The 26,583-nt window shown below is 39.9% G+C and carries 30 protein-coding genes; 22 read left to right on the top strand and 8 right to left on the bottom strand.

The genetic code is table 11. From position 1 onward, the window contains the following. Nucleotides 1–64 precede the first annotated feature (64 nt). Nucleotides 65–1,198: a PQQ-dependent protein gene (locus A374_RS05765; protein WP_007201256.1), complete on the top strand. Its 1,134-nt coding sequence runs from the start codon at nucleotides 65–67 to the stop codon at nucleotides 1,196–1,198. A gap of 85 nt (nucleotides 1,199–1,283) precedes the next feature. Further along, the gene (locus A374_RS05760; RefSeq protein ID WP_007201255.1) at nucleotides 1,284–1,637 is read left to right on the top strand and encodes a VOC family protein; all 354 of its coding nucleotides are present in this window, start codon (nucleotides 1,284–1,286) and stop codon (nucleotides 1,635–1,637) included. A gap of 48 nt (nucleotides 1,638–1,685) precedes the next feature. Here A374_RS05760 and A374_RS05755 read toward each other — a convergent pair whose 3' ends face one another. After that, nucleotides 1,686–4,022, bottom strand: a complete 2,337-nt coding sequence (locus A374_RS05755; protein WP_007201254.1) for a heavy metal translocating P-type ATPase — start codon at nucleotides 4,020–4,022, stop codon at nucleotides 1,686–1,688. Between the two features lie 196 nt (nucleotides 4,023–4,218). Here A374_RS05755 and A374_RS05750 point away from each other — a divergent pair, with 196 nt between their 5' ends. After that, entirely contained in the window at nucleotides 4,219–5,121 is a 903-nt protein-coding gene (locus A374_RS05750) for a cation diffusion facilitator family transporter (RefSeq protein WP_007201253.1), read from the top strand. A 46-nt stretch (nucleotides 5,122–5,167) separates the two neighbouring features. Here the strand turns inward: A374_RS05750 and A374_RS05745 are convergent, their stop codons facing one another. The 3 genes from A374_RS05745 to A374_RS05735 all read right to left on the bottom strand — a co-directional run bounded on the left by A374_RS05745 (nucleotide 5,168) and on the right by A374_RS05735 (nucleotide 7,149). Further along, nucleotides 5,168–5,680 (bottom strand): YqeB family protein, encoded by a 513-nt coding sequence (locus tag A374_RS05745; protein WP_007201252.1) that lies wholly within the window; start codon nucleotides 5,678–5,680, stop codon nucleotides 5,168–5,170. A gap of 352 nt (nucleotides 5,681–6,032) precedes the next feature. Continuing rightward, nucleotides 6,033–6,356, bottom strand: a complete 324-nt coding sequence (locus A374_RS05740) for an ArsR/SmtB family transcription factor (protein WP_007201251.1) — start codon at nucleotides 6,354–6,356, stop codon at nucleotides 6,033–6,035. 73 nt (nucleotides 6,357–6,429) lie between these two features. After that, on the bottom strand, nucleotides 6,430–7,149 hold the full coding sequence (locus A374_RS05735) for a YqeB family protein (protein WP_156793138.1): 720 nt from the start codon (nucleotides 7,147–7,149) through the stop codon (nucleotides 6,430–6,432). A 163-nt stretch (nucleotides 7,150–7,312) separates the two neighbouring features. Between A374_RS05735 and tatA the strand changes: the two genes are divergently transcribed. Genes tatA through A374_RS05720 form a run of 3 tightly spaced genes read left to right on the top strand, consistent with a single transcriptional unit; the run spans nucleotide 7,313 to nucleotide 10,038 of the window. Then, nucleotides 7,313–7,486: a twin-arginine translocase TatA/TatE family subunit gene (gene tatA / locus A374_RS05730; protein ID WP_007201249.1), complete on the top strand. Its 174-nt coding sequence runs from the start codon at nucleotides 7,313–7,315 to the stop codon at nucleotides 7,484–7,486. 17 nt (nucleotides 7,487–7,503) lie between these two features. Beyond that, on the top strand, nucleotides 7,504–8,283 hold the full coding sequence (tatC, locus tag A374_RS05725; RefSeq protein ID WP_007201248.1) for a twin-arginine translocase subunit TatC: 780 nt from the start codon (nucleotides 7,504–7,506) through the stop codon (nucleotides 8,281–8,283). 18 nt (nucleotides 8,284–8,301) lie between these two features. Next, nucleotides 8,302–10,038, top strand: a complete 1,737-nt coding sequence (locus tag A374_RS05720; protein WP_007201247.1) for an alkaline phosphatase D family protein — start codon at nucleotides 8,302–8,304, stop codon at nucleotides 10,036–10,038. 68 nt (nucleotides 10,039–10,106) lie between these two features. Here the strand turns inward: A374_RS05720 and A374_RS05715 are convergent, their stop codons facing one another. Next, nucleotides 10,107–11,309 carry an aminotransferase-like domain-containing protein gene (locus A374_RS05715; RefSeq protein ID WP_007201246.1) on the bottom strand — a complete coding sequence of 401 codons (1,203 nt, stop codon included), beginning with the start codon at nucleotides 11,307–11,309 and terminating at the stop codon, nucleotides 10,107–10,109. 335 nt (nucleotides 11,310–11,644) lie between these two features. Here A374_RS05715 and A374_RS05710 point away from each other — a divergent pair, with 335 nt between their 5' ends. From A374_RS05710 to A374_RS05670, 9 genes are all read left to right on the top strand, one after another. Continuing rightward, nucleotides 11,645–12,916: an alkaline phosphatase gene (locus A374_RS05710; protein ID WP_007201245.1), complete on the top strand. Its 1,272-nt coding sequence runs from the start codon at nucleotides 11,645–11,647 to the stop codon at nucleotides 12,914–12,916. A 186-nt stretch (nucleotides 12,917–13,102) separates the two neighbouring features. Beyond that, complete coding sequence (bluB, locus tag A374_RS05705; RefSeq protein WP_007201244.1) at nucleotides 13,103–13,747, top strand: 5,6-dimethylbenzimidazole synthase; 645 nt, start codon at nucleotides 13,103–13,105, stop codon at nucleotides 13,745–13,747. 31 nt (nucleotides 13,748–13,778) lie between these two features. Continuing rightward, a complete protein-coding gene (gene cobT, locus A374_RS05700; protein ID WP_040340374.1) occupies nucleotides 13,779–14,816 on the top strand; it encodes a nicotinate-nucleotide--dimethylbenzimidazole phosphoribosyltransferase in 1,038 nt (345 codons plus the stop codon). Nucleotides 14,817–14,830: 14 nt separating this feature from the next. Further along, complete coding sequence (locus tag A374_RS05695) at nucleotides 14,831–15,400, top strand: nitroreductase family protein (RefSeq protein WP_007201242.1); 570 nt, start codon at nucleotides 14,831–14,833, stop codon at nucleotides 15,398–15,400. 42 nt (nucleotides 15,401–15,442) lie between these two features. After that, nucleotides 15,443–15,919, top strand: coding sequence for a hypothetical protein (locus A374_RS05690; protein ID WP_007201241.1), 477 nt, complete (start codon nucleotides 15,443–15,445; stop codon nucleotides 15,917–15,919). A gap of 97 nt (nucleotides 15,920–16,016) precedes the next feature. Then, on the top strand, nucleotides 16,017–16,718 hold the full coding sequence (locus A374_RS05685; protein ID WP_007201240.1) for a 5'-methylthioadenosine/S-adenosylhomocysteine nucleosidase: 702 nt from the start codon (nucleotides 16,017–16,019) through the stop codon (nucleotides 16,716–16,718). A gap of 101 nt (nucleotides 16,719–16,819) precedes the next feature. Next, a complete protein-coding gene (locus A374_RS05680) occupies nucleotides 16,820–17,215 on the top strand; it encodes a hypothetical protein (protein ID WP_007201239.1) in 396 nt (131 codons plus the stop codon). A 158-nt stretch (nucleotides 17,216–17,373) separates the two neighbouring features. Then, nucleotides 17,374–17,946: a UbiX family flavin prenyltransferase gene (locus tag A374_RS05675; RefSeq protein ID WP_007201238.1), complete on the top strand. Its 573-nt coding sequence runs from the start codon at nucleotides 17,374–17,376 to the stop codon at nucleotides 17,944–17,946. Nucleotides 17,947–18,118: 172 nt separating this feature from the next. Next, entirely contained in the window at nucleotides 18,119–19,198 is a 1,080-nt protein-coding gene (locus tag A374_RS05670) for a lytic polysaccharide monooxygenase (protein ID WP_007201237.1), read from the top strand. A 190-nt stretch (nucleotides 19,199–19,388) separates the two neighbouring features. Here the strand turns inward: A374_RS05670 and A374_RS05665 are convergent, their stop codons facing one another. After that, entirely contained in the window at nucleotides 19,389–19,676 is a 288-nt protein-coding gene (locus tag A374_RS05665; protein ID WP_007201236.1) for a hypothetical protein, read from the bottom strand. Between the two features lie 299 nt (nucleotides 19,677–19,975). Between A374_RS05665 and A374_RS05660 the strand changes: the two genes are divergently transcribed. The 3 genes from A374_RS05660 to corA all read left to right on the top strand — a co-directional run bounded on the left by A374_RS05660 (nucleotide 19,976) and on the right by corA (nucleotide 22,741). Then, a complete protein-coding gene (locus A374_RS05660) occupies nucleotides 19,976–20,632 on the top strand; it encodes a futalosine hydrolase (RefSeq protein ID WP_007201235.1) in 657 nt (218 codons plus the stop codon). After that, nucleotides 20,633–21,493: a 1,4-dihydroxy-6-naphtoate synthase gene (locus A374_RS05655; protein ID WP_007201234.1), complete on the top strand. Its 861-nt coding sequence runs from the start codon at nucleotides 20,633–20,635 to the stop codon at nucleotides 21,491–21,493. It abuts the gene before it with no gap. A gap of 276 nt (nucleotides 21,494–21,769) precedes the next feature. Further along, nucleotides 21,770–22,741, top strand: a complete 972-nt coding sequence (gene corA, locus A374_RS05650) for a magnesium/cobalt transporter CorA (RefSeq protein WP_007201233.1) — start codon at nucleotides 21,770–21,772, stop codon at nucleotides 22,739–22,741. Here corA and A374_RS20890 read toward each other — a convergent pair. Beyond that, nucleotides 22,714–22,857, bottom strand: coding sequence for a hypothetical protein (locus A374_RS20890; protein WP_169313997.1), 144 nt, complete (start codon nucleotides 22,855–22,857; stop codon nucleotides 22,714–22,716). The two genes, corA and A374_RS20890, sit on opposite strands and share 28 nt — an antisense overlap. Before the next feature lie 132 nt (nucleotides 22,858–22,989). After that, nucleotides 22,990–24,171, bottom strand: a complete 1,182-nt coding sequence (locus tag A374_RS05645) for an MFS transporter (protein WP_007201232.1) — start codon at nucleotides 24,169–24,171, stop codon at nucleotides 22,990–22,992. A 121-nt stretch (nucleotides 24,172–24,292) separates the two neighbouring features. On the opposite strand from A374_RS05645, the gene A374_RS05640 reads away from it, so the two are divergent. From A374_RS05640 to A374_RS05625, 4 genes are all read left to right on the top strand, one after another. After that, a complete protein-coding gene (locus A374_RS05640) occupies nucleotides 24,293–25,051 on the top strand; it encodes a TrmB family transcriptional regulator (RefSeq protein WP_007201231.1) in 759 nt (252 codons plus the stop codon). A gap of 25 nt (nucleotides 25,052–25,076) precedes the next feature. Beyond that, nucleotides 25,077–25,286, top strand: a complete 210-nt coding sequence (locus A374_RS05635; protein ID WP_007201230.1) for a hypothetical protein — start codon at nucleotides 25,077–25,079, stop codon at nucleotides 25,284–25,286. Nucleotides 25,287–25,345: 59 nt separating this feature from the next. After that, nucleotides 25,346–26,146, top strand: coding sequence for a polysaccharide deacetylase family protein (locus A374_RS05630; RefSeq protein ID WP_007201229.1), 801 nt, complete (start codon nucleotides 25,346–25,348; stop codon nucleotides 26,144–26,146). Between the two features lie 79 nt (nucleotides 26,147–26,225). Further along, nucleotides 26,226–26,570: a hypothetical protein gene (locus A374_RS05625; protein WP_007201228.1), complete on the top strand. Its 345-nt coding sequence runs from the start codon at nucleotides 26,226–26,228 to the stop codon at nucleotides 26,568–26,570. The last annotated feature ends 13 nt before the right edge of the window (nucleotides 26,571–26,583 follow it).

The following is a 26,583-nucleotide window of genomic DNA, read 5'->3' as shown; positions in this document are numbered from 1 at the left end:
GACAGCCCGAACGATGTTAATTTGCCTTGCATACACTTTAATGAAATGAGGTGAATGCAAGCGTATGTCCTGTATTTGTGATTTTTTATTTCGTCTTCCGCTGGGTTCTAAATTCATCGTTCTATTGTCAACGACTTCTTCGTTACTACGAGTGACGCTTACGTCTTTATCACCGATGACGGGGTGTATCCAAGGTGTTCGTGAAAATGGCACGATCGCTACATTTAACTGTTGTGACGTCGTGTCTGTATTTGTAGGAAATTTTCCTTCCCCCATATGCACAAACTATATTTATGTTGGTAACTTTGGAGATAATACCGTTTCTGTCATTAACGGAACGACCAATGAAGTAATTGCTGTTATTACAGTCCAAGAAGGGCCTTTTAATGTAAAGGTGCAACCTCGTGGTCAATATGTTTATATTTCAAACTTTACGAGTAATACCGTTTCCATCATTAATACGAGAACGTTAATGGTCGAAGAAACGTTTGTTGTGGATAGTCCGACGGCTGTTGTTTTTTCACCAGATGGCTTACTTGCGTACATTTCAAATGGGAATAGTGGTACGGTAACTGTTATAGATACGACAACATTTCAAAATGTTGCTACGATTCCAGTCGGCAGCGGTGTAAATAGTCAACCAACAGCGCTTGCGATTACGCCTAGTGGTGATAAAATACTTGTTACTAATCAAGCAGATGGAACGGTTTCCGTCATTGATCCCGCAACCAATACAGAAACTACGACAATTACGGTTGGAAACATTCCACAACAAGTAGCTATTACACCAAACGGGGCGAAAGCTTATGTTGCAAATAATGGAGATGGAACGGTTTCCGTCATTGATGTGGCGACCAATACAGTAACTTCTACGATTAGCATTGGAATTACAAGTGCCCCATTTGGTGTTACCATCAGTCCAGATGGAAGTTTAGCCTATGTTGTGAATGAGAGTGATAACAGTGTGACAATTATCAGTACAGCTACAGATACGATTATAGGAACGATTACAGGCGGTTTTGATGTTCCAGTAGAAATGGCTATTACACCTGATGGTAAGTTAGGTTATGTAACGAATAGCAATGGTGGTACGGTTTCTGTCGTCGATTTAGTAAGTAATACATTTATTGGGAATATACCAGTTGGAAATACACCATTTGGAATTGATTTGCTTACCATTTGTACAGAGCCTTTATAAAGTAAAAGAAAACAATACATTTTATAAAAGATTGAGCATAAACATGTACTTGATACGATGGCAAGTGAACGAAAGGTGGGAGTACATGTTGCTTAATCATTTAAATTTATGCGTTGATAATTTGGAAGAGGCAGAACGTTTCTTTATTCATTACTTTAAATTTAAAGCTAGAAATGATTGTAACGATGTGATAAAAGTATTGCAAGATGAGAGTGGTTTTACACTCGTTTTAAGTAGTTTAGGAGGGGAGCATCCAACATATCCTTTCAGCTTTCATCTCGGATTTTATGTGACAACAGCACAAGAAGTAGATGAGATACATCAAAGGCTTGTTGCCGATGGCTACTCCACAGGTGTACCCAAAATTGTGCGGGGGCAGTATTCATTTTACTTTCAAGCATTGGATGGTTTATTGTTTGAAGTAACGGCTACTGAATAATGGAAAGCGTGAAAAAAGCCATCACAACGCAATGGCTTTTTTTAATGGTTATTCTACTTGATCGACACGCAAGACGCGCATGGCATTAAGAACAGCTAGGAGCGTAACACCTACATCGGAGAAAACGGCTTCCCACATGGTCGCATATCCGAAGGCACCAAACGCTAGGAAAATCGTTTTAACGAGAAGTGCTAGTGTAATATTTTGATAAACAATTCGTCGCGTGCGCTTTGCTAGAGCAAGCCCAGTAGCAATCTTGGATGGCTCATCTGTCATAATGACAACGTCAGCTGCTTCAATGGCTGCATCTGAACCGAGTCCGCCCATTGCAATCCCAATATCAGCACGCGCTAGGACGGGCGTATCATTAATGCCGTCTCCTACAAAAATTAGCTTTTCTTTTGAACTTTTTTGAGCAAACAGTTGATCGAGTTGCTCTACTTTTTGATGAGGAAGTAGTTCAGCATGCACTTCGTCTAATCCGAGACGTTTGCCCACTGCAAGCGCTACATGTTTTGCATCACCAGTTAGCATCATCACTTTTTTAATGCCAAGTTTTTTTAAAGCAAGAATGGCTTCTTTTGCATCTTCTTTTATTTCATCCGAAATAAGAAGATAGCCTGCAAACGTATGGTTAATGGCGATATAAACAAGCGTGCCCATTTCATGAACAGGAGGAACAGACAGTTGATGACTTCTCATTAGCTTTTCGTTTCCTGCTAAAACATGACAATCATCAATGTGTACAGAAATTCCTTGTCCGGCAATTTCTTGATACTTTTTTATACGCGTTTGATCGATTGAGTGTCCGTATGCTTTACGAATGGATAAAGCAATCGGATGAGCAGAATGTGCTTCAGCTAGAGCAGCATACAGAAGCAACTGTTCCTTCGTGTAGGAAGCTTCAGGTACGATCCTTGTAACCTTGAAAACACCTTTTGTTAACGTCCCTGTTTTGTCAAAAACAACATATTTCACATCGTTTAGTGCTTCTAAATAATTGCTTCCTTTTACAAGTATTCCTTTTTTGGATGCTCCACCAATTCCGCCGAAAAAGCCAAGAGGAATGGAAACCATAAGCGCACAAGGACAGGAGATGACAAGAAATACGAGAGCTCGATAGATCCACTGTGAAAAAGTCGCGTCCGCTATTAATAATGGCGGGATAAAAGCGAGTGCGGTAGCAGCCATAACAACAAACGGTGTATAATATTTTGCAAACTTCGTAATAAGGTTTTCAGTTGGAGCTTTCTTACTGCTCGCATTTTGAACTAGCTCTAGAATTTTTGAAACCGTTGATTCTCCGTAAACTTTTGTTACGGATACTGTAATTACACCATCTTTATTAATAGAACCACTTAATATTTCATCGCCAACAGTTACACTTTGTGGCACAGATTCACCAGTAAGAGCCGATGTATCGACATTAGCTCGCCCTTCAATGATGACGCCATCAAGCGGAACTTTTTCTCCAGGGCGGACAAGAATCGTTTCCCCAATTGAAAGATCTTCAGGAGGTACCTTTTCAATCACTTCATTTATTTTTCGATTGGCATAATCAGGTCGTATATCCATTAAGGCTGTAATGGAACGCCGTGAGCGATTCACAGCAATTCCTTGAAAGAATTCTCCAATTTGGTAGAAAAGCATAACGGCTACGCCTTCAGGATATTGCGCAATGGCAAAAGCGCCAATTGTTGCAATAGCCATTAAAAAATTCTCATCAAATACGTGACCACGCATAATATTGCGACCTGCTTTTAGTAGGACATCACCACCGATGAGGAGGTAAGCAACGATAAATAAGGCGACAGTAAGCGATTCTGGGAGTGTGAGTAGCGTTGCGATGCCTAACAGTAAACTGCTTGCTAAAATTCGCATAATGAGAGGTTTCGTGTGATTTTTTTCCTGAGCTTGCGCAGCAGAACCTTCATCTTCAATGACTTTTATTTCAGGCTTTAGACGGTGAACAATCGAAACAATGGCTTCTGTTCGTTCAGTTGAAGGGGTACCGCCTATAATCGTAAGTTTTCGAGCAACGAAGTCGACTGAACTAGCGGTAACTTGAGGTAATTGGCTTGTTTCCTTTTCAATGTTTGTGGCACAATGTGCACAAGAGAGCCCTTGCAACATGAATACTTGTTGCGATTCTTTTCTCTTTTTCTCACGAACGGTAACGTCAGGTTCTAATTGATGAATAAGTGCTTTTGCAGCAGAAGTTACTTCTTTCCCCGCAGCCGTTTCAAGTTGCATAGTTTTCGTTGCAAAATTAACGTGGCATAGAGCTACCCCATCTAATTGGGCGACGCCTTGTTCAATTTTTGTTGCACAATGTGCGCAATCTAGTCCTTCCAGGAGCCATTCGCTTTTTTTAGTTGTACCCATTGATTCTTCAACTCCACTCGCCCTAGTAGTATGGATTAAGTGATTGTATGTTAAAATTCATTATATGATTAGATGCTCATATATTGACTTAAATTTATTATATGTTCCATTTTGCCACTGGTCAATCATTTGTGTATAAATTTTTTGAAAACGGGAAATAGGTAGGGTAGAAGGTAAGCAGTGAGGAGGAACAAGGTTGGCACATCATCATGATCATCATCATCATCCAACCCATTATGGAAAAGCATTTGCAGTTGGCATCGTATTAAATACTCTTTTTATTATCATTGAAGTTATTTATGGCATTACTGCTGATTCGTTAGCGTTACTAGCAGATGCTGGACATAATTTAAGTGACGTATTAGGGCTTGCCATTGCCTGGATTGCAGTTCGGCTGGGCAATGCACTGCCAACTAAAAAACATACGTGGGGATTAAAAAAATCATCGGTTATGGCAGCGTTGTTAAATGCTCTTTTATTGCTCGTAGCAATTGGCGCCATTGCTTGGGAAGCAATCCAACGCTTCTGGCAACCCGCGCCTGTTGCCGGGGTGAGTGTTATGATCGTTGCTGGCATCGGTATACTTATTAATGGCTTTACAGCGGTATTGTTCATGTCTGGATCAAAAAAGGATCTAAACATAAAAGGGGCCTACTTACATATGGCAGCTGATGCTATTGTATCCGCTGGTGTAGTTGTCGCCGGGGCCATTATTTATGGGACAGGACTAACATGGCTTGATCCAATTGTGAGTTTACTTATTGCCATTGTTATATTTACAAGTACGTGGAGTTTATTAAAAGAATCAATTCATTTTTCTTTAGATGCTGTACCAGAAGGCATCCAAACAGATGACGTACTAGCTTACTTAAGAAAGCAAGAAGGTGTTCTGTCTGTACATGATTTGCATATATGGGGAATGAGTACGACGGAAACGGCATTAAGTGTTCATATTGTATTACATTCATTAACACATAGTGATATGTTTTTAAAGAAAGTGACGGCTGATCTTCATGATCGGTTTAATATAGAGCATGCAACGATTCAACTAGAAACGAATTCATATTCGTGTTCATTAGAAGATGATCACAAAGTGTAAACGGTAAAAAGCGAAGCATCCCTAAAAAGGATCCTTCGCTTTTTTATTACGTATTCATCGTATGAGGGGAACTAGGTTGTGCAGAGTCGCGCCATGGATAATGATGATTCTGGAAAGCTTGAGCGACTTTATGTGGTGAGTATGCGATCGTTTCTTGTAAGACTACCTCACCGGTTTCGTTAATAATAATGAGCTTCGAGTTACTTACATATAGTGAAGAAATCGTGTTTTTTGGATATTCATAATAGCGTTTGCCAATTGTAATTTGTACTTCTTCATGATTAATATTTAACGTCATCATATTTTGAAAAAGCTGATGACTAAATATAACCCCTAAAATCAATCCAAGAATCCCTACGGTAAGAATTGTCCAATAATTATTCAATGAATTAATTAAAAGAAAGGGTCCTTTTTTAGGAATCATAGGAAAAGAGAGAATCCAAAGAGTAGCTTTCAATAAAAAGAAACCAAAGGAAAGTCCGAGTACACTGAAAACAACATAAAGAAGCCCTTTATCAAATGAAGATGCTTCAATCGTTGTATAATAACGCTTATCCATTATGCGAATCTACCCTTCATGTGTTTAGTGTAAAACAACTTAATTTCAAAAGAAATACGCTACATAGCTTACACATTGTTAGACTGCGAAACAGTAAAATCGTACCATATAAGTGTTAGATTGTCTATGGCGTTTACACTGTATTTATAGCTATTACTATGATAGCTGAGGTTTCATGTTAAGTAAGAAGGATAAGGGGAAGACATAAAATCTATCATGAGGAAATTCAGAAGGTAAGTTACGAAGCCGTTAGTGATGAACAGCTTGAATACGAGCCTGTAAGGATAGTGCTACACATAAAAAGGCATGCTGTTATTTTACATGACAGCATGCCTTTTTTTCGTACTATTATTTACGTATGTTGAGCATGCTCAATCGTTTGTTTTAATAAGTCAATCACATGTTCATCATCATGTGAATAGTACATAGACGTTCCTTCACGACGATACTTGACGAGCCGTAGGTTTTTTAAGAAGCGTAGTTGATGGGAGACAGTACTTTGAAGCAAAGAAAGTCGTTCTGCAATATCATTTACAGAGTGTTCACCATCGAACAGCAGTGTTAAAATTCGAATGCGTGTCGGATCTGAGAGTGCTTTAAATGTTTGGGACACGATAAAAAGTGTTTCGCTATCTAGCTCATGTAGTACGTTCGTTACTTGTTCTTCTTGTTCCATTTCAAGCGCTCCTCTTCTTCACATTGTTCTTACAGTATACGGTGAATGACGTTATAACTCAAACGTTCATTACTCACAATTTATGATGAGAACGTTGCTCAAGCGCAGTGATGGTTCGCCAATATTGACGAAGCTTTTCTTCACGAACATTAAAGCCGAGTTTTTGTAGCTCTTCACGCAGTTCAATGCTATCAGTAACATCTTCATTTTTTAACGCTTTTTCACGTGCTTTGAAGATGGCATTTACACTTGATGGTAAGTCGTTGCTATCAGGGATCCAGCGCTTGTATTCATTAAAGTATGGATCACGATCATACCAAGGATAAGAATGAGTGGTAAAAGCATCTCTTATTTTTTTAGAAGAAAAATCGAGATGCTCTTTCATTACTTCGACATCAGTAATCGTTAACAACACAAGTTTTTTTTGATCAAAGTAAACCGCCCCTATGTCTTCGCGGGGAAAAGCATAGCTGCGCTCATCAATCGTAACAGACACATGATCATCCGTTACTTCAAGGTGACCCGCTTCTTTTATAAGATAAAAGGCGAGTAGGATACCGGCTATAAGGCCCCCACCAGCAATCGCTAGATTAGGCCAAAAGTGATTGAAAGAAGTAATGAGTCTAAGAGGACCTGAAAATGGAATCCAAGGAAGCGTAAGAGCCCATGCGGCTAGTTTAGGTAGAAAATAACCGAGAATAAGGCCAGTTAAGCTTAATAATCCATACAAAAAACGCCGCTCTTTTGGAGTGTATCCGACACTTGTACTTTCTTTTGAGTGGACAGTCATCATGCACCTACTTTTCTTAATGATTTTTATAGAAAAAGTTTACCATAAAAAAATAAGCCCCAAGGAATTATTTTACAAATTATTCACCTTTTGTTTATATGTGCTTAATAGAGTAGGGGTATCGTAGAGATAGCTCTTACTTTTGTGCAAGAAAGGGGGAGGAAAGATGTTTCAAAACATCGGCATTCCAGGATTAGTACTGCTTGTTGTACTTGCGTTAATTATATTTGGGCCATCAAAATTACCGGAGTTAGGACGAGCAATTGGTAATACGTTACGAGAATTTAAACAGTCTGCATCCGAACTGATGTCAACGGAAGGAAAGAAAGAGGACAAATAAAAAAGTGAGGGTAGTACATGACCTTTTTAAAACGTTACACACAGGCGCGAGGCGTAAAGAAAGAAATGGTGCTCATTGGTCATATCACAGAATTACGAAAACGATTGTTGATCACGTGTTTATGTTTTTTTCTTTTTCTTGTAGGCTCGTTTCTGTACGTACAAGATATCTATGATTTTCTTGTTCGCGATCTCCACCATAAACTAGCCCTCTTGAGTCCGACTGACGTTATTTGGCTGTATATGCTGCTTGCATGTATTGTAGCGGTTGCTTGTACGATTCCTGTTGCTGCTTTTCAGCTTTGGCTTTTTATTTCTCCAGCTCTTTCTAAACACGAAGCTCGAACCGCTCTTCGCTATATTCCGGCTTTGTTTTTACTTTTTATCGGTGGTCTTGCCTTTGGGTATTTTGTTGTATATCCAATGATTTTACAATTTCTTCTTTCCATAACAAAGGGTAGATTTGAAATGCTTTTTACAGCATCTTATTATTTTCAATTTATGTTGAATATAACGTTGCCTTTTGCTTTCTTATTTGAGATTCCACTCATCACTATGTTTCTAACGTCTCTTCGTATTATTCAACCGCAGCTGCTTCGAAAGTTTCGCAAGATTGCCTATTTCTTATTAATTGCTACAGCTGTCCTTATTACACCACCAGATTTTGTGTCCGATTTCATCGTAACGATTCCACTTTTATTTCTATATGAAGTAAGCATTATCTTATCCCAACTCGTACATAAAAAAAAGCAACGATCAGAAGAGACTGCACGTAGAAATTGGCAAAAAACATCTTAATAAAGGAGAATGTCTACGATGCCTATGGAAGATTGGATGAAATCGTTGAAAGAAAAAAGTGAAAATGGGATTCCTTTTGATCGGCGGGCGTTTTTAAAAGGATCGGGGAAAGTAGCTGGTTTATCGTTGGCTTTATTACTAGCGCAATCAATTCCTTCATTAAAAGTAAATGCTGCTATAAAATTCCGAAGCTACCCTTTCACATTAGGCGTTGCATCAGGCGACCCTTTGTCAGATAGCGTTGTTCTATGGACACGATTAGCACCCGATCCATTAAATGGAGGGGGAATGGGTAAAGCATCGGTACCCGTCACCTGGGAAGTGGCAAAAGACGAAGCATTTCGCCATGTTGTTCAAAAAGGAACCGCGCTCGCGACGCCACATCTAGGACATTCTGTTCATGTCGAGGTAAGCGGGTTAGAGGCGCATAAAACGTATTATTATCGTTTTCAAGCAGGACATGAGTTAAGTCCGATAGGGAGAACGAAGACACTACCTAAAGAAGATGCCCGTGTGTCCTCTCTTACGTTTGCCTTTGCCTCCTGTCAACAATATGAACATGGTTATTACACGGCGTATCACCATATGGCAAAAGAAAAGCTTGATTTTGTGTTGCACCTTGGGGACTATATTTATGAATACGGCCCTAATGAATATATTTCTCCAACCGGAAATATTCGCACGCATCATTCTGAGGAAGTCATGACGTTAACAGATTATCGTAATCGCTATGCGCAATATCGTAGTGATGCCCATTTGAAAGAAGCACATGCTGCTTTTCCTTGGATCGTGACGTGGGATGATCATGAGGTTGAGAATAATTATGCGAATACAATTCCTGAAAAAGGACAGGCGGTAGATGCCTTTATTGAACGGCGGCAAGCAGCTTACCAAGCCTATTATGAACATATGCCACTACGTCTTTCAACATTGCCACAGGGTCCTGATATGCAATTATACCGTTCTTTTCAATACGGAACGCTAGCTGCCTTTAACGTGCTTGACACAAGACAATATCGCGACGATCAAGCGAATGGAGATGGCAATAAGCCGCCATCTCAAGAGTCGATGGATCCAAAACGAACATTGCTTGGTGAGAAACAAGAACAATGGCTACTCAATGAACTCCAACGGTCGCATGCGAATTGGAATGTGATGGCACAGCAAATCTTTTTTTCACAATGGAATTTCGGAACGACCCAAGCACCCGTCTATAGCATGGATTCATGGGACGGTTATCCTGCCCAACGTCAACGAATCATTGATACTATAGCGAAAAAGAAACTAAACAATGTTATTGTGTTGTCTGGCGATGTGCACGCAAGTTGGGCGAATAATTTATTGCTTGATTTTAATAAAGCTAGTTCTCCGATTTTTGGGGCTGAGTTTGTAGGAACTTCGATTACATCTGGGGGGAATGGTGCCGATCAACGGAAAGATACAGATGCTATTCTGCAACAAAACCCTCATATAAAATTTTTTAATGATTACCGGGGGTATGTTCGTTGTAAAGTAACAGAGCATCAGTGGCAAAGTGATTATCGCGTGCTTCCTTTTGTCACGGAACCAGGTGCAGCCATCTCAACACGTGCTTCTTTTATTTATAAAAAAGATCAAACAGGTTTAAAGAAAGTCTCTTCGATGACGATTGACGGTGGACGTAAGCAATCCTCTCTTGTTGAACAAGATCGCTTGACTGCTCATAAAAAAGCAATCCAAAAGCAACAACAAAAACATTTAGAAATCACGCGTTAATGTCGTGTAGTAAAAAAGAGGCTTTAGCTCCTTTTAAAAAAGGGCTAAAGCCGCTTAGCTATGTGTCTTTATACAGTTACTTCTGCTTCTTCTAATGCTTCTTTAAATAAGGTTGTTAAAATAGCGATGCCATGTTCAATTTGTGTCGTCGTGGCATGACTAAAGTTTAAGCGAAGTGTATTTGTTTTCGGTTGAGAGGCAAAGAATGGCTCTCCAGGAACGTAGGCTACACCGCGAGCAACGGCTTTTGGAAGTAGTTCCGTTGTATTTAATTTCTCGTGAAGCTCTAGCCAGAAAAACATACCGCCTTTGGGTTTCGTTAGCTTTAAACCAGGTAAATCAGCTTTCTTTAGCAAATCATACATGAGATTCATACGACTTTCGTATTCAGAAATGAGCGTTTCAATATGACCATCCAAATCGTAGCTTGTACAAAAATGATACAGTGCTTGCTGTGATAGCGAGTTAGAATGAAGATCATTCGCTTGTTTCGCCTGTGACATCATATCAATAATTTCAAAAGGACCAACGACCCAACCAGTCCGTAAAGCAGGTACAGCTGTTTTTGAGAAAGTACTCGTATACAGGACAGAAGTTCCATTATCTAGAGCAGCAATTGGTGTATACGTCTCTTCTCGATTGAATTGTAATTCTCCATATGGATCATCCTCAAGAACAATAAAGTTATGTTCGTGAGCGAGTGATACAAGTTTCTCTCGACGCTCATAGGACCATACTTTTCCTGACGGATTAGAGAAAGTCGGGACAACATAAATACACTTTGGCTGGTACACACGAATCTTTTCTTCTAGATCTTCCATAATCATGCCATCTTCGTCGGTTGTCACGCCAATCACTGTTGCTTCATAGGAGTGAAACACTTGTAGAGCAGCTAAATACGTTGGATCTTCGGTTAAAATGACATCACCAGGATTTAACATCACACGCGCAAACAAATCAATTACTTGTTGTGAACCGGTTGTTAACATAAGTTCTTTCGTCGTATAATTATTAATTCCTTTTTTCTCCATGCGGTCTAATAAAATTTCACGTAGTGGTAAGTAACCTTCTGTTTCTGTATATTGAAGGCCGTGTTTTCCTGAAGCAAATACTTTCGCAAATGAATCTGCAATTCCCTCTAGTGGGAAAAGTTGATCATCTGGTAATCCACCAGCAAATGAAATAACGCCTTCTTGGTTAACGACTTTTAAAATGTCTCGCACTGCAGAAGACTGCAAGGAGCGAACGCGATCAGCAAATGTGTAATTCAAAACAGACACCTCGGTTTTTATAAAAAAGTTTAATGCCCATTTTACGCTTTATCATAGGAATGTCAATGCATAATAAGCAAGAAAGAGATATTTTCATGAATTTTCTAAAAAGAATGTATTTGTAAGCGGATACTTTACCTTTTACATTCATTTTTGTAAAAAAAATCTATGGTCTATTTCGTTTACTTCTAATTGATCGGGCGATTTCTTTGTTATGTAATAGCGCATACTTTGTGTGTGAAAGAAATTTACAAAGTCATTACATTGTATTTATAGAGCCTTAATAGTTGTTTCTTACAATAAACGTATCACATGATTAGGAGATGACAACTCACATGAAAAAATATACAAAATGGGCTGCAGGTGCCTTATCACTTACATTATTATCTTCACTATCAATGGGACAAACCATTGAGGCTAAAGAAGCTAAACATCATAAAAAGGCGACACCATCAGCAGCTGTTGCAAAAAATGTCATTGTGTTTATTGGTGATGGTATGGGAATGTCACATCGTGAAGCCATTCGCTTAGCATATAAGGGGATGAACGATGATTTAGAGATGAATAAAATGCCAGTTGCGGGTATCGTACACACGCATTCAACAGCGCCAGTCACTGATTCTGCGGCAGCTGCAACGGCTATGTCTAACGGCGTAAAAACGTATAATGGTGCCATTGGTGTTGATGTGAACAAGAAGCCTGTGACTTCGGTTTTGGAAATGGCTAAAAAAGCAGGAAAGGCAACGGGTCTTGTAACAACAAGTCAAATAACAGATGCTACTCCAGCAGCCTTTGGTGGAGCACATGTAGAGAATCGAAAAGAGCAGAGCAAAATTGCGAATCAATTTCTTACAAAAAGCAAAGTTGATGTCATGCTAGGCGGCGGTGAAGACTATTGGTATCCGGCAGGAAAAAAAGGTGCCTTTGCAGATCATCCTGCTAAAGATCAAGAAGAAGCGAGCAAAGGAACAGAAGGCAATCTTGTTAATAAAGCAAAAAAGATGGGCTACAACTATGTAACGAGTGACAAAGAATTAAAAAAGGCAAAAGGTTCAAAGCTTCTTGGATTGTTCGCGAATGAAGAAATGTTTGAACAACGCCCTGAAGGCCAAGGTGATGAATACAAACCAGTCGTTCCTCTGCCTGCAATGACAAAAAAAGCACTAGATACTTTATCTCAAAATAAAAAAGGTTTCTTCTTGATGGTAGAAGAAGAGGGCATTGATGAAATGGCGCATGAAAATAACGGGAAGCTTATGATGAAAGCTGGAAGTAAGCTTGATCAATCCGTTAAAATTGCGAAAGATTATGCAAAAAAACATAAAGATACACTTGTATTAGTCGTTGGTGATCATGAGTGTGGTGGGTTAACCATCGAAGAGGTCAATAACAATGATGAAAGCGGCGATGGTATTTCTAAAGAAGATGGTCCATTTACAGTGGCACATTCTAAAGAAAAATTCATTCTGGACTGGACAACAAATTCCCACGGTGGACAACCTGTACCGTTAACGGCAATGGGACCTGGATCCGGAGCGCTAGCAGGTGTGTATGAAAATACAAACATTCACAAAGCTATAAAACAAGCACTACACTTAAAAAAATAGTAAGAGGTTAGATTAAAAAAGTCTTTATCGTGTTTCGTGACGATGAAGACTTTTTTATGTGAAATGAGGAACTTTACGTATCAATTGGTTACAAGAAAAGTAGACAAGTTTTAGAAATCTCTTCTGAAAAAGTTCTAAAGTTCATGTAAAATAAAAGCAAGCTTGATAAAGATGGAGAGTGAGTTAATGTTTTCTAAAGATGAACGTGATGCCATATATTCAGTTATTTATAAACGAAGAGATATCCGAACGTTTCGGTCTACCCCTGTAGAAGAAGAGAAAATTCAACGGATTATTGAAGCAGGTCATCATGCCCCATCAGTTGGATTTATGCAACCATGGAATTTTATTATCATCTCTGCTCCAGAAGTCAAGGAAAAACTTGCTTGGGCAGCGGAAAAAGAACGGAAAGCGCTAGCTATTCACTTTGAGGAAGAACGGGGAACACAATTTCTCGATTTGAAGATTGAGGGTTTAAAGGAAGCGCCGCTCACGATTTGCGTTACGTGTGACGGAACGCGTGGTGGCTCGCATGTACTAGGAAGAAATTCAATTCCAGAAACTGATCTGTTATCAACGGCATGTGCCATTCAAAATATGTGGCTTGCTTCTTGTGCGGAAGGGCTAGCGATGGGCTGGGTTAGTTTTTACAAGAAAAATGATGTAAGAGACATTTTGCACATTCCTCCTCATGTTGAACCGGTAGCACTTCTATCAATTGGGTATACCGATGATTATCCTACACAACCCATTTTAGAACAAAAAAATTGGGAAAAACGGCGTTCGTTAGAACCGCTCATTTTTCATAACTACTGGAATACAAAAGCGTAAAAGATAGGTGGCGACAAAAGGTATGTTGAATATGATGGAAACAATTACGGGAATGAATCAAGAGATGAGACAAGTTGCCTTACAACACATCGATACGTTAACCAAACCATTAGGAAGTCTTGGACGATTAGAAGAACTAGCAGGAGATTTAGCAGGGATGACAGGTAACGCTTTTCCTGTTGTAACACCACCAGGAGTCCTCGTATTTGCTGGAGATCATGGTGTTGTAGAAGAAGGAGTATCAGCATTTCCGCAAGAAGTTACGGCGCAAATGGTGTTAAATTTTGTTCATGGTGGTGCGGCCATCAATGTATTTAGTAGGCAAATTGGTGCGCTCTTTGAAATCGTTAATGTTGGGGTAGCAACCTCGGTAACAGAACAGGCTGTCGTCAATCGCCATGTTCGTTTTGGAACCGCTAACATGTGTAATGAGAATGCGATGACAAGAGCAGAAGCAGAGGCAGCCATAACGGCAGGCTATGAAGAAGCCATGAGCATAATGGATCGAGGAGCAAAATGCTTAGTGCTCGGTGAAATGGGTATTGGCAATACAACAGCGAGCTCCGCGATGTTAGCTGTATTTAGTGGTATGTCTGTAGAAAAAGTAATTGGAATTGGAACGGGGATTTCTGAGGAACAGCTTTTACATAAAACAACGGTTATTAAACGAGCATTACGCAATCGAATGCCAAACCGCAAAGATCCACTGGACGTGTTAATGAAAGTAGGCGGTCTAGAAATTGGCGCGATGGCTGGAGCAATGTTGGCTGCGGCGACTCGCCGTATTCCTATCATTGTGGATGGTTTTATTTGTACAGTTGCTGCCATCCTAGCAAAAGAACTATGTGAAGCTACAACGGATTATATGATTTGTGGTCATCGCTCAACAGAACAAGGCTATGAAGTGGCAAGCGCTTATTTAGGAAAGAAGCCTCTACTTGATTTAGGCTTGCGTCTCGGCGAGGGAAGTGGGGCAGCAGTTGCTTTCTCGGTAGTTCATTCAGCTTCTCTTATGTTAGCTGAAATGGCCACGTTTCAAACGGCAAGTATATCTGGAAAAGACAAATAGAGAGGAAGATAGAGATGTCATTATTACTGCAATTAAAAGAAAGAAGAAGTGTACGAGACTATATGGAGCGCGAGGTTGAAGATGAAAAAATTAAAGCGCTTTTAGAAGCGGCGACCTGGGCACCAAATGATCGTATGAGAGAACCGTGGCGCTTTTATGTTATTAAAGGAGAGGCGAAAGATCGTTATGAAAAATTAGCGGAAGGCTATTTACAAGAACGATTCAAAGCCAAGCCAAACCTTGTGGAGAGTTCATTAAAGTCGTTGCGAAACACACCAGTTAACATCGTCGTTACGAGTGAAATTGTACCAGGAGATGAAGCGGCATCAAAAGATAATGAATATGCGGTTTGCTGCGCTATTCATTCGATGTGGCTTGTGGCAAAAGAACTTGGACTAGGGTTTGTTTGGCGAACAAGAGGAGTTGGGCTTGTTCATGATCAACGCATGCATGAATTTATTGGCTCGCCAGAAAATGAAGTAATTATAGGCAACCTTTGCATCGGTTATCCGGATGAGCAAGCTTTAGAAAAAATGAAGCCTTCAAAACGTACTCCTTTTGAAGAGAAAACAATTTGGCTCTAAAGTGTAATGACTCTTTAAATAAAGAAAAGGAGTTCCAAAGGTGTGAAGGATTCGGCAGTTTTTATTGAGGCAATGATCTCACAACTTCAAGAAATCACAACGTCTTTACTGACGATTATTGATCAACTACATGATCATCATTTTTCCTTGTCTCTCGGTCATGAGAAGCGAAATGTGCATGATTTATTGGCACATCTTTCGGTGATTGGACAAGCAGATATTTTAATCATGAATGAAGCCAGTGAAGCGGAAATGAATCATTTTTATGCTACGCATGATCCACAGACAAGAACAGAAATAAAACAGCAACTGCTTCTCTCGCTACAAGTGGTTACTCATGAAGCACGCTCAACACCTTGGTCGCTATGGGAAGTGAGAAGTCGTAGCTGGTGGGGACATACACGTTCGAAAATCGAATGGATGCAGCAATTGATTGCCCATGTTTACCATCATCAAGGTCAGCTTCATGCATTGCTCACTGTCCATGATGTGCCCATCAACTGCGTTTTATTTCCATAAAATAAGCATATAGCCTGTCCCATAAGGCTACTAACTGCATAGTATAGCGTACGGATTCTATGTCCATAGATGAATAGAAGGAAAAGGAGCGTACGCTATGCTTTGTTTGTTTGTTGATAGTGAGGAAAATGCACGGTATGCTGCCCAAAAAGGAAAAATTATTGATGTGGCGTCATTTGATCGGATCACTGTTTATGTTTCTCTTTTTTATGGAAAGCCCATCATTATTACTTCACCAGGCTATACCAAAGTTCAAATGAGCGATGTGTTTGGAAGAATAAATCAGAAGTATGGCATTACATCATTTATTTCAACGGGCAATGTTGGATCTTTGCAACCTCAACTAGCTGCTATTGGAGATATTGCAATCGTCACGAATGCATTGCAATATGATGTGAACTTTACGCCATTAGGTGAACCACTGACGGTTCCTCCATTTTTAGGTCAAGGTACGTTTTATGCAAATGCCACCCTTATAGAAATTGCTAAAGTGGCAAGTGAGAAAGTAGGATTTCGCTACGTAACAGGCAGATGTATTAGTGGGGACCGCTTTATAGCAAATGGGACGACCGCGCAACAATTGCAAAGGACATTTAACGGTACATTTATAGATTCAGAGTGTGGGACGTATGGAGAATTATCTTTCTTAGGAGAAATCCCTTTTGTCGCTGTGAAGGACGTTTCTAACTACGCTAATGGAAATGCAGTTGCTGACTATAATCGCTACGTTACACAAGCAGACTTAACATCTACTGAAATTGGGTTAGAAATGATTTCACTTATCGTAAGAAAACGTTAATACCATGAAAGAGCTTTTATCTAAAAGCTCTTTTTTAGTCTGAAATAACTAGGTATATAGTATGTTTTTATTGTATGATAAAGGAAAAGGGGGTAGTGAAAGTGAAAAAGATACTAGTTATATTCACTTGTATGATGCTATGTATGGTGTACGTACAACAAGAGACAGAGGCAAGCTATGTTAAAAAATTTGATGCTAGAAGCCTAGCAGGCAAGTGGTATTGGAATGGGGAATACAAGCAAAAGTTAGTTGTCACTAAGAAAGAAATTCGGATCTATGATGACACAATGACAGTTCCCACTGCAATATTCACTATTCAAAAAACGACGGGGAAAGTAGTACATACTATTATGAAGGCCACTTGGCAAGAAGATGGTGTAAGATCTCCATTTATCGGAAAACATATTGATTTTACCCTATTTGGATCATCAAAACTACGTTTGACCTCTCCTCAAATGAAAAAATGGCATAGCACATATTATCGTTATCATCGTTAGTCCTCCTATTTAATAAAGGTAGTTTGCGGTTTCGTGATGATATTGGTACAATGCTTTCATAAGGACTTAAAAATTTTTCATCCGTAGTTATAATACATAAACGTAATCTTTTTTTATAACTATCCTTAAAAATAGATCATGAATATAAGGTGAAAGATATGGAACGAAAACGACGAATGATCGTTGCTATTACAGGGGCAACCGGTATTATTTATGGCATCCGCTTACTTGAAGTATTACGAAAATTAGACATTGAAACACATTTAATTGTAAGTCAATCAGCTCAAAGCACACTTCATTATGAAACTGATCTTACGATGAAAGAATTAAAAGAATTGGCGGATGTTACCTACTCGGTGAAAGACATTGGTGCTGCCATTTCTAGTGGCTCATTTCCGACGATGGGCATGATTGTTGCCCCTTGTTCTATTAAGACGATGTCGCAAATTGCGTTTAGTATGACGGATAATTTAGTGGCGCGTGCCGCCGATGTCGTATTAAAAGAACGAAAGCGCTTAGTGCTTATGTTGCGTGAAACGCCACTATCACTCACGCATATCCGAAACATGCAAGCCGTTACGGAAAATGGCGGCATCATTTTCCCACCAGTACCTGCTTTCTATACGAGACCACAAACGATTGATGATCTTGTCAATCAAACGGTTGGACGCGTGTTAGATTTATTTGATTTGGAAACTGGTGAATTTCCGCGTTGGGGAGAAGATCTCTAATTTTATTAAAAAAGCGCTGAAGTCTATGACTTCAGCGCTTTTTTAATAATTGTAAGAATTACTTTTATGTTACAAATATGTTGGCTACATGACATTTGTGTGTTTACACTCTTAAAGTAAATCAACGAGGCGAACTTTGTTTTGAATCAAACATCTAGGGGGAAAACACAAAATGAAAAATACATGGAAAAAAGTAAGTGCAGCAATGGTAACAGCAGGGGTTCTTGGGAGTCTTGTTATTCCGCAACAAGCATCAGCACACGGTTATGTATCAAAGCCTGCGAGTCGAAGCGCTTTATGTAGCTCAGCCTTCGGTTCTTTAAATAAAGAGTGTGGTGGCGTGGCGTTCGAACCACAAAGTTTAGAGGCGCCAAAAGGGTTCCCTGCCAAAGGACCAGCTGATGGAAAAATCGCTTCTGCTGGTGGGTTATTTGGGGGAATTCTTGATCAGCAGACGACCAATCGCTGGCATAAGACGACGATGACTGGTGGGGAAAATACGTTTACTTGGAGTTACACAGCGGCTCATAATACGAGTCAGTGGACGTATTATATTACGAAAAAAGGCTGGAATCCGAATCAGCCATTAACGCGCGCAAGTTTTGAAAAATTAACAACGATCAAGCATGATGGCTCTGCGGCCTCTACGAAACTTTCTCATAAAGTCTCCCTACCAAAAGATCGTAGTGGATACTACGTCATCTTAGCGGTATGGGATGTTGCGGATACGTCAAATGCATTTTATAGCACGATTGATATTAACCTTGTAAATAACGGAACACTACCGCCGAAAACGGACGAACCTCATCCGCCAACTAAAAAACCGTCATCTGATCAGCCGACAGGTGTTCATAGTATGAAAACGACGTCTTCTAGCGTTTCTCTCATGTGGTCTGGTGTTAAAAATGCCGATCATTATGCTATTTACCGCGGCACGGGAGCCAAGCTGAAAAAAGTAAGCACAACGAAAGATCCAGCATTTCTTGACAAAGGCTTAGCAGCTAAAACGACGTATCATTATCAAATTGCGGCTGTTAGCAAAGCAGGAAAAGAAGGAGCGAAAAGCAGTCTCTTTACGGTCAAAACAAAAGAAAAAGTGGCAACGCATCTCAAGGAATGGAGCGCAAAAGCAGCGTATAAAAAAGGAGATCGTGTCACGTATAAAGGAAAAACGTATGAAGCAACCAAAGATTACGAAGGACACGGCGATTCGAATTGGATTCACTCTTCCCTTTGGAAAGTAATTGCATAGTCAATGTAAAGAACGAAAGCACATCGCTTTCGTTCTTTTTTCAGTTTACTGACGCGTGAGATTTGCTTTTTTGTCTTTAATGCTTTAAGTTCATGTTCAATAAAAGTCATCGTTTCTTGAACAACTTTTTCTGAGAAATCAAATGAAATTCCTGCTGCTTCCTACACTTCGGCTATAGAGACACGGTTTCCTAAAGATAAAGCCTCGTTAAAGCGTTGCAGCATACCGGTTGGATCTTCTTAAATTGTTGATACAACCGGAAGGCACCAATTTGAGCCATACCATACTCAATAAAATAAAATGGTGATTCAAAAAAATGTTCTGTCCAGTCCTGCTCATCCTTATAGTCCATCACATCGCTTTTAAAATCATGCATCAATGTAGAAAACATGGTATTGCGTTCTTGCGGTGAATGATTCAAGCTATCGCGATACCTTTCATGCGCTTGCTGACGGATTTGCCAGTCTGGATGTTTCACATAGCCTGCTAATTCTTCAAGCGTTTGTTTCTCGCCATTCCACAGTGCGGTAAGGCTACCTACTATTTGTTATGTAACAAGCCTTCTAGCGCCTTTTTTACACTACGTGGTTGTGAAAAATCAAATCATTCAACATAGCCTTTTTTCATCCTAAAAACCTCCATCAGTAACAATTTAGTAAAACATAACGGTGAGACATTAGCAATCTAGCCATCTTGCCAGAACTTGATAGTGGAAAAGAAGTCTTGGAACATGCTACCCTTTACAGTGGATGTTTCTAAAGAAGGGAAGTAACGAGATTGAGTGAAAACAAGCAAACAGTACTAATCATGACGTCTGTAGAAGCAGAGCGCCAAGCGGTGTTAGCTGGTATTGGTATGAAAGAGGGCTTCCATGTAGAGATTGCCGGAGTAGGTCCTGTAGCCGCTTCTGTTGCTACCACAAAAGCACTACATACGAATCACTATCAATTCGTCATTAATATGGGCATCGCTGGCGGATTTGTCGAGAAAGCGGACATCGGCTCACTTGTCATTGCTGATGAAAGCATTGCCCTTGATTTAGGAGCAGAAGCAGAGGATGGTTTTTTAACGCTGGATGAACTAGGGTTTGGAGCGTCTGTTGTTGCTAAAACGGAGCATAGTGTTGCAAAAGCCCTTCTAGCACGCTGTCAACAAGCTCAGTTGAAAAGTTGTATAGCGCCCATTTTAACGCTATCAACGGTGACTGGTACAGAAGAAACGGCTCAGCGCCTGCAAATACGGGCGCCAAGAGCGGCAGCTGAAGCGATGGAAGGCTATGGCGTGGCAATGGCCGCGCAAACATTTAATGTGCCGTTTTTAGAGATTCGTGCCATTTCTAATCCTGTTGGTCCACGCGATCGATCCTCGTGGAAAATAAAAGAAGCACTGCAATCATTACAAGAAGTGAGTAAATACTTAGTGGAGGTACTTTAAATGACTAAACAATCGATTGCTTTTTCGCCTTGTCCAAATGATACTTTTGTTTTTCATGCGCTCGTTCATGACTTGGTAGAAGGAGCGCCATCATTCGATGTAACCTATGCCGACATCGATATTACGAATGGACTAGCAGCACGAAAAGAAGGGCCAGAAATTATGAAAATTTCTTATGCAGCGCTTCCGTATGTACTTGATGAGTACAAGCTTTTACCTTGTGGAGGTGCACTCGGACGTGGCTGTGGCCCATTGGTGCTCGTAAATGGTGAAGAACATGCGAAACCAGAAATGCTCGCGGGGAAAAAAGTAGCCGTACCATCAGAACGTTCGACGGCGTACATGCTGTTTCGATTATGGGCAGCTGATCACGTGCCTGGTGGAATCGGTGAAACCGTTGTAATGCCATTTGATGAAATTATGCCGGCCGTTCGTGAAGGTAAAATTGATGCGGGACTTGTTATTCACGAGGCGCGTTTTACGTATCAAAATTATGGATTAACCATGTTAGCAGATATGGGTAGTTGGTGGGAAGAAGATACCGGTTTACCTATACCGTTAGGGGCAATTATCGTCCAAAAACATATGGATCACGAGCGCATTTCCGAATGGATTAGACAGTCTGTGCAGTATGCGTGGCAGCATCCAGAAGCTTCACGTGACTATGTCATGAAACACGCAAGTGAACTTTCAGAAGAAGTAGCGAAACAACATATCGATTTGTATGTGAATGAATTTACAGAAAATCTTGGAGAGGATGGTTTCGCGGCCATTACAGGCTTACTAAATCGTGCTGCTAAAGAAGGATTAATTCCAGAACGAGATTATACGACTGAATTAGCACGTACCATTCTTTACTAAATAGGTAGACCCTCTCAATCATTGAGAGGGTCTTTTTAGAGCTGTACATAAAAAAGTGATTGACTTTTCTATGGAGTTTTCATATATTGGCAATAGTTTTATTTTTTTACACAAATTCAGGAGGTGGGGATTTCATGGGCGCAGATGGCCCCAATTATCAGTGCAATATAAAGAAAGTGATGAAAGAGGCAACGAAGTGCTCATGTTCCTCTACTACGTTTTAAAGAAGAATAACGACAGCCTTTACTGCCTCTGACTACAAAAGAGGTGAGGGAAATGATTAAAACGTATTTATACGATCATCAACAACAGTTAATGAAAACAGATCTTGCCTTTGCAGATGTTCATAGCTGTTTACAAGATCAAGGGAATTTATTATGGATTGATGTGTTTGATTTAAAGAATAAAGAGCTATACGATATAGCCGCTCTTTTTGATTTTCATCCGTTAGCAATTGAAGATTGTCTTCACGATAGCCCACGCGCTAAGATGGATGATTATGAAGATTATCAGTTTTACGTATTTCATGCACCTCGTTATGATGAAGAGGGAGAAAATGAAATTTCTACGATCGAATTAAATGTTTTTGTCGGGCCTAATTATGTGGTAACGATTCATAAAGACCGAATGAGATGGCTAGGACAAATGGATGCGATTTGTACAAGTCATTGCAAGTATATGAAAAATGGAGCGGATCTGTTATTATATGCGCTCATTGATGGAATTACGGATGAGTATTTTCCAATTCTCGATCGCATTGGCATTCGGATTGATGAATTAGAAAATGAAATATATGAAGAGGGTGTACGGGGCGTAACTGAAGAGTTTTTATCGTTAAAGCGAACGATTATTTTAATTCGACGCGTCATTTTGCCGCAACGGCGGATTTTCATGACCGTAGATGGGCAATGGAAAATTGATATCCGTGAAGAGAATGTCCCGTTCTTCGTCGATCTAGTGGATCATTTGGAACGAATTGTAGATTCGACGGAAACGTCACGTGATCTCGTTAACAGTGCACTCGACACGTATTATTCCATTATTAACGCAAAATCGAGTGAAAAGTTAAATGTTCTTACACTCATTTCAACGATTATGTTACCGCTCACCTTTGTGACAGGATTCTTTGGCATGAACGTACCTTTGCCATATGCACACTCCCCGCTAGCAACCGTTGTGATTGTTGGCTTATTAATTGTTTTAACGTGGGGAATGTGGCGTTATTTTAAAAAGAATGAATTATTATAGAACAAGTTGTTGTCTTCATTTGATACAGCAGAATCCCAACCATATTCTTCATTAATATCTTTTGCAGTTTCTTTTAGAAATTCATCGGTTAAAATCGGTTGCTGTTCATTTTTCATGATTACGCCTCCTTTGTTACGACCATTAGGATAAAAAAAGGCTTTCTACACTAGTATGCGCATTTTTAAGAAAAAGAGACAGTTCATTAGAAAGAGCTCAACGGCCATGTGGCTGTTGAGCTCTTTCTAATTTTATGAAGCAGTATGGTTAGGATGCTTAACTTTATAACGACGTACACCAGCTGTTATCGAAATAAGACTCGTTACAAGTGCCACGATAATAAAGCACGCGCCAACTGAGGCGTTTGATAGCACGGATGATTGTTCAATAACGTAGCCACCAACAGCGGATCCGAATGCAATCCCTAAATGAAGTGCTGTATTGTTTAAGCCTTGTTGTACATCTGCTGTTTCTGCAGAGGATGACTCAATAAGGTAACTTTGCATAGCGGGAGTAATTGCCCAACTAAGCATACTCCATATAATCATGACAAGTAGAAAAACAGGAACTGAAAATGTCGTATACGGAATAACGAACATAATGATTGCAAATAAAACGATAAAGCTAATAATGGACCGAGCTGTTCCTAATCGATCTGCAAGAAAACCTCCGATGCCGCCACCAGTGACTGCAGCACAACCGAAAATTAAGTAAACGATACTGACCATCGTTCCTCCAAAGCCAAGAGCTTCTTTAAGGAAAGGTGTTAAATAACCGTATAACGTTAAATGACCAGCTAAAAATAAAAAGGAAGTTAATTGAGCAAAAAGCAGTTTTCGATTTTTTAACGTACGTATTTGTACGGAAAGCGGTACGGATGGTTTAGGTGCCATACGATCCATGAAAAAGTAAACGCCAGCCAATGAAAGCAGTGTTAAAGCGGCAATGAAAATAAAGGGCGCCCGCCAACCGAAGGCGTTTCCGAGTAATAATCCAATCGGAACACCAAGTACGAGAGAAGCGGAAATACCCATAAAGATTACCCCAATGGCTCGAGCACGGTACTGTTCTGTGACGATACTCGATGCCATTGTGATACATAAGACCACAAGCAATGAACCACTTGCAGCTGATAAGATTCGAGCAAGCACAAGTAAGCTATAGGAAAAGCTAAAAATAGCTACTAAGTTCGCGCAGAAAAACGCAATAAGCGTAATGAGTGTTAGTTTTTTTCGTTCCATCTTAGCTGTTACGACAAGAAGAACAGGGGAGGCTATGGCAAATACAAGCGAAAATACTGTAATTAAAAAGCCAGCCTGACCAAGACTAATATTTAAGTCTTTAGCCACTAAATCTAATATACCACCAATAATTAATTCAACCATGCCAACGACGAACGAAACAATCGTTAGGAGGTAGACACGTTTGTTCATATATCATCATCCTTTTAAAAAATGTTACCACTGTAATAGTAACATTTTTTATGATGATTTCAAGTCCTATTTCACCTATGGTATGATTTAGCTATGATTATGGTTATAAAGGAGTTTAATGATGCTTCAACAGTTCGGATTTACACAATATGAAAGTCAAGTATATCAAGCTTTACTCACATCATCTGAACCGCTCGATGCCACTAATGTAGTCAAGCGATCGGCCGTTCCAAGATCTAAAGTGTATGAAGTGCTGCACCGTCTTTTAGAAAAGGGAATGATTTTAGAAACGACGGTCGAGAAGAAGCGATTGTATGTGCCGCTGCCGTTAGATGAGGCAATTGAAAAATTAAAAGCGGACTTTGAAGAGAATGTAAAGCAGTTAAAGGCGGCCCAACAAAAAAAAGTGATAGCAGATGATCGTGTATGGACATTAAAAGATAATCACTCCATTCAGGCTTTTATGCAAACGATGCTTCATAAGGCGGACACCTCCATTGTGTTTTCAGGCTGGTATGATGATATTGAGCATTTTCTTCCGCTGTTAGAGGCAAAGGAACAAGATGGAGTGGATGTGTCCATTCATGTGATTGGTCACATTACTACTTCGCTTAAACACGTTTCTACGCTTATTCCAGAGCCACATCATGGCGCATTAGAAAGAAGTCGCCTCCTCGTTGTTGATGAACAAGAAATGTTATTTGCAGGTATTGAAGATACGAAATGGCAAGCCATTACGACAGAAGCACGTCCACTTGTTATGTTTTTAACCGAATTCTTTTATCATGATGTGGCACTTACTGAAATCACACGAAAATATAAAGATATTGTCATGAAGGATGAGGCAGTAAAAGCGTTGCTTCTTAAGCTACGATATTAATTTTTTGTGATTTGGAGGAGAGTGGATGAACGAGCTTCGGTATCATTTTATGTATAAAGAGCGTGAAGCCGTCTCTCACAAGATCATCATACAGTTAATGGATTTTAAAGAAGGGATTCTTGTGCGGGGATCAATGGATCAGCTCCTCAACATGAAGAATGAGCAGCTTAGGAGCGATATTCAATCACAATGGGATTACATTAAAAATAGTCCTATTTTAGGTGAAGAAATCTAGGAATGTTTTTTCTTTCTTGCTGCATAATAAGGATGGAGTAAAACAGCAGGAGGGATTGCATGGCGGTTCATAAACGATGGATAACGCTAATCTTAAGTGCTCTGTTTTCGGGCTGCCTTATTATGTATCACCCAATGGAAACAGGTGCCGCTTTTAAGATTAATCGGTTTTATTATGAGAAAAAAGGTGAAGTAGTTTGGGATCTTCCTTCCGAGCGAAAAGAAGTGGCTATTACGTTTGATGATGGACCAAACCCAGCGTATACAAATGAGATTTTAGATACGTTAAAAAAATATGATGCGAAAGCAACGTTTTTTCTTGTAGGACGCAATGTGGCACGTCACCCTGCCATCGTTAAGCGAGAAGTGGCAGAAGGGCATGAACTCGGAAATCATACGTATACGCACCCTTATCGGCTTCCTCCATCGGCCTATAAAAAAGAAATTGATGCAACCGAGAAGCTAATTGAACAATATCAAAAAAATCAAGTGAAGCTTTTTCGTCCTCCCGGTGGAACGTTAAATAAGCCGATTATTAATTATACGATAAAAAAGGGCTATAAAATTTTACTATGGTCGTGGCATCAAGATCCGAGAGATTGGATGCATCCATCGGCAAGTTCGATCGCTACGCATGTTGTCTCTCACGTGCGTAATGGTGATGTTATCTTATTGCACGATGCAGGTGGCAATCGTCAAGAGACGGTAAAAGCAGTGAAAATGATTTTGCCCATTTTAAAGAAAAAAGGCTATAAATTCGTAACGGTTTCACAGCTTATGATGAAACACGAGCGCTTTGCTTCTTTATTTAAACAAGACCCAGATCTAGAGCCGTTTCGTATTTTTAATGAAATTCGATAGGCGAATAACCAATGAGCCTCCTTTTGCATACAATAGCTCGAAAGCATCACTGTATGTATTAAAAAAGGGGGGCTTATTCATGACCGAAAGCCATAATGAAAAAGAAAGAAGAAATGAGGCAACCACCTCACCTTTTGAACATGGTGAAGAAACACTGGATTTAAATGGCATGATGATGATGGCGGCTAATTTTTTAAAAGAAGATGGCTTACTTAATCAGCTTGGTTTTGGTCAAACAGAAGCGATGGACCATCTGTTTTCAGGAGATGGAGGAGCGATTGAGGGCATTGGAGAAGTGATTCAACAGCAAGAAGTACTTAGCGCTCAGTTACAGGAAGTGAAGGACGCGTTACTTCAGATCAATGAAAAATTGGAGCGTTTAGTGACGACTTCTGAAAAAAAGCGATGGTGGCAAAGAGCATAGAATAGGAACGAAC

Source organism: Fictibacillus macauensis ZFHKF-1, assembly GCF_000269865.1.
GTDB classification, from domain to species: domain Bacteria; phylum Bacillota; class Bacilli; order Bacillales; family Fictibacillaceae; genus Fictibacillus_C; species Fictibacillus_C macauensis.
The sequence above is the reverse complement of the archived record's forward strand: the minus strand, read 5'-3'. Positions and strand labels throughout refer to the sequence as shown.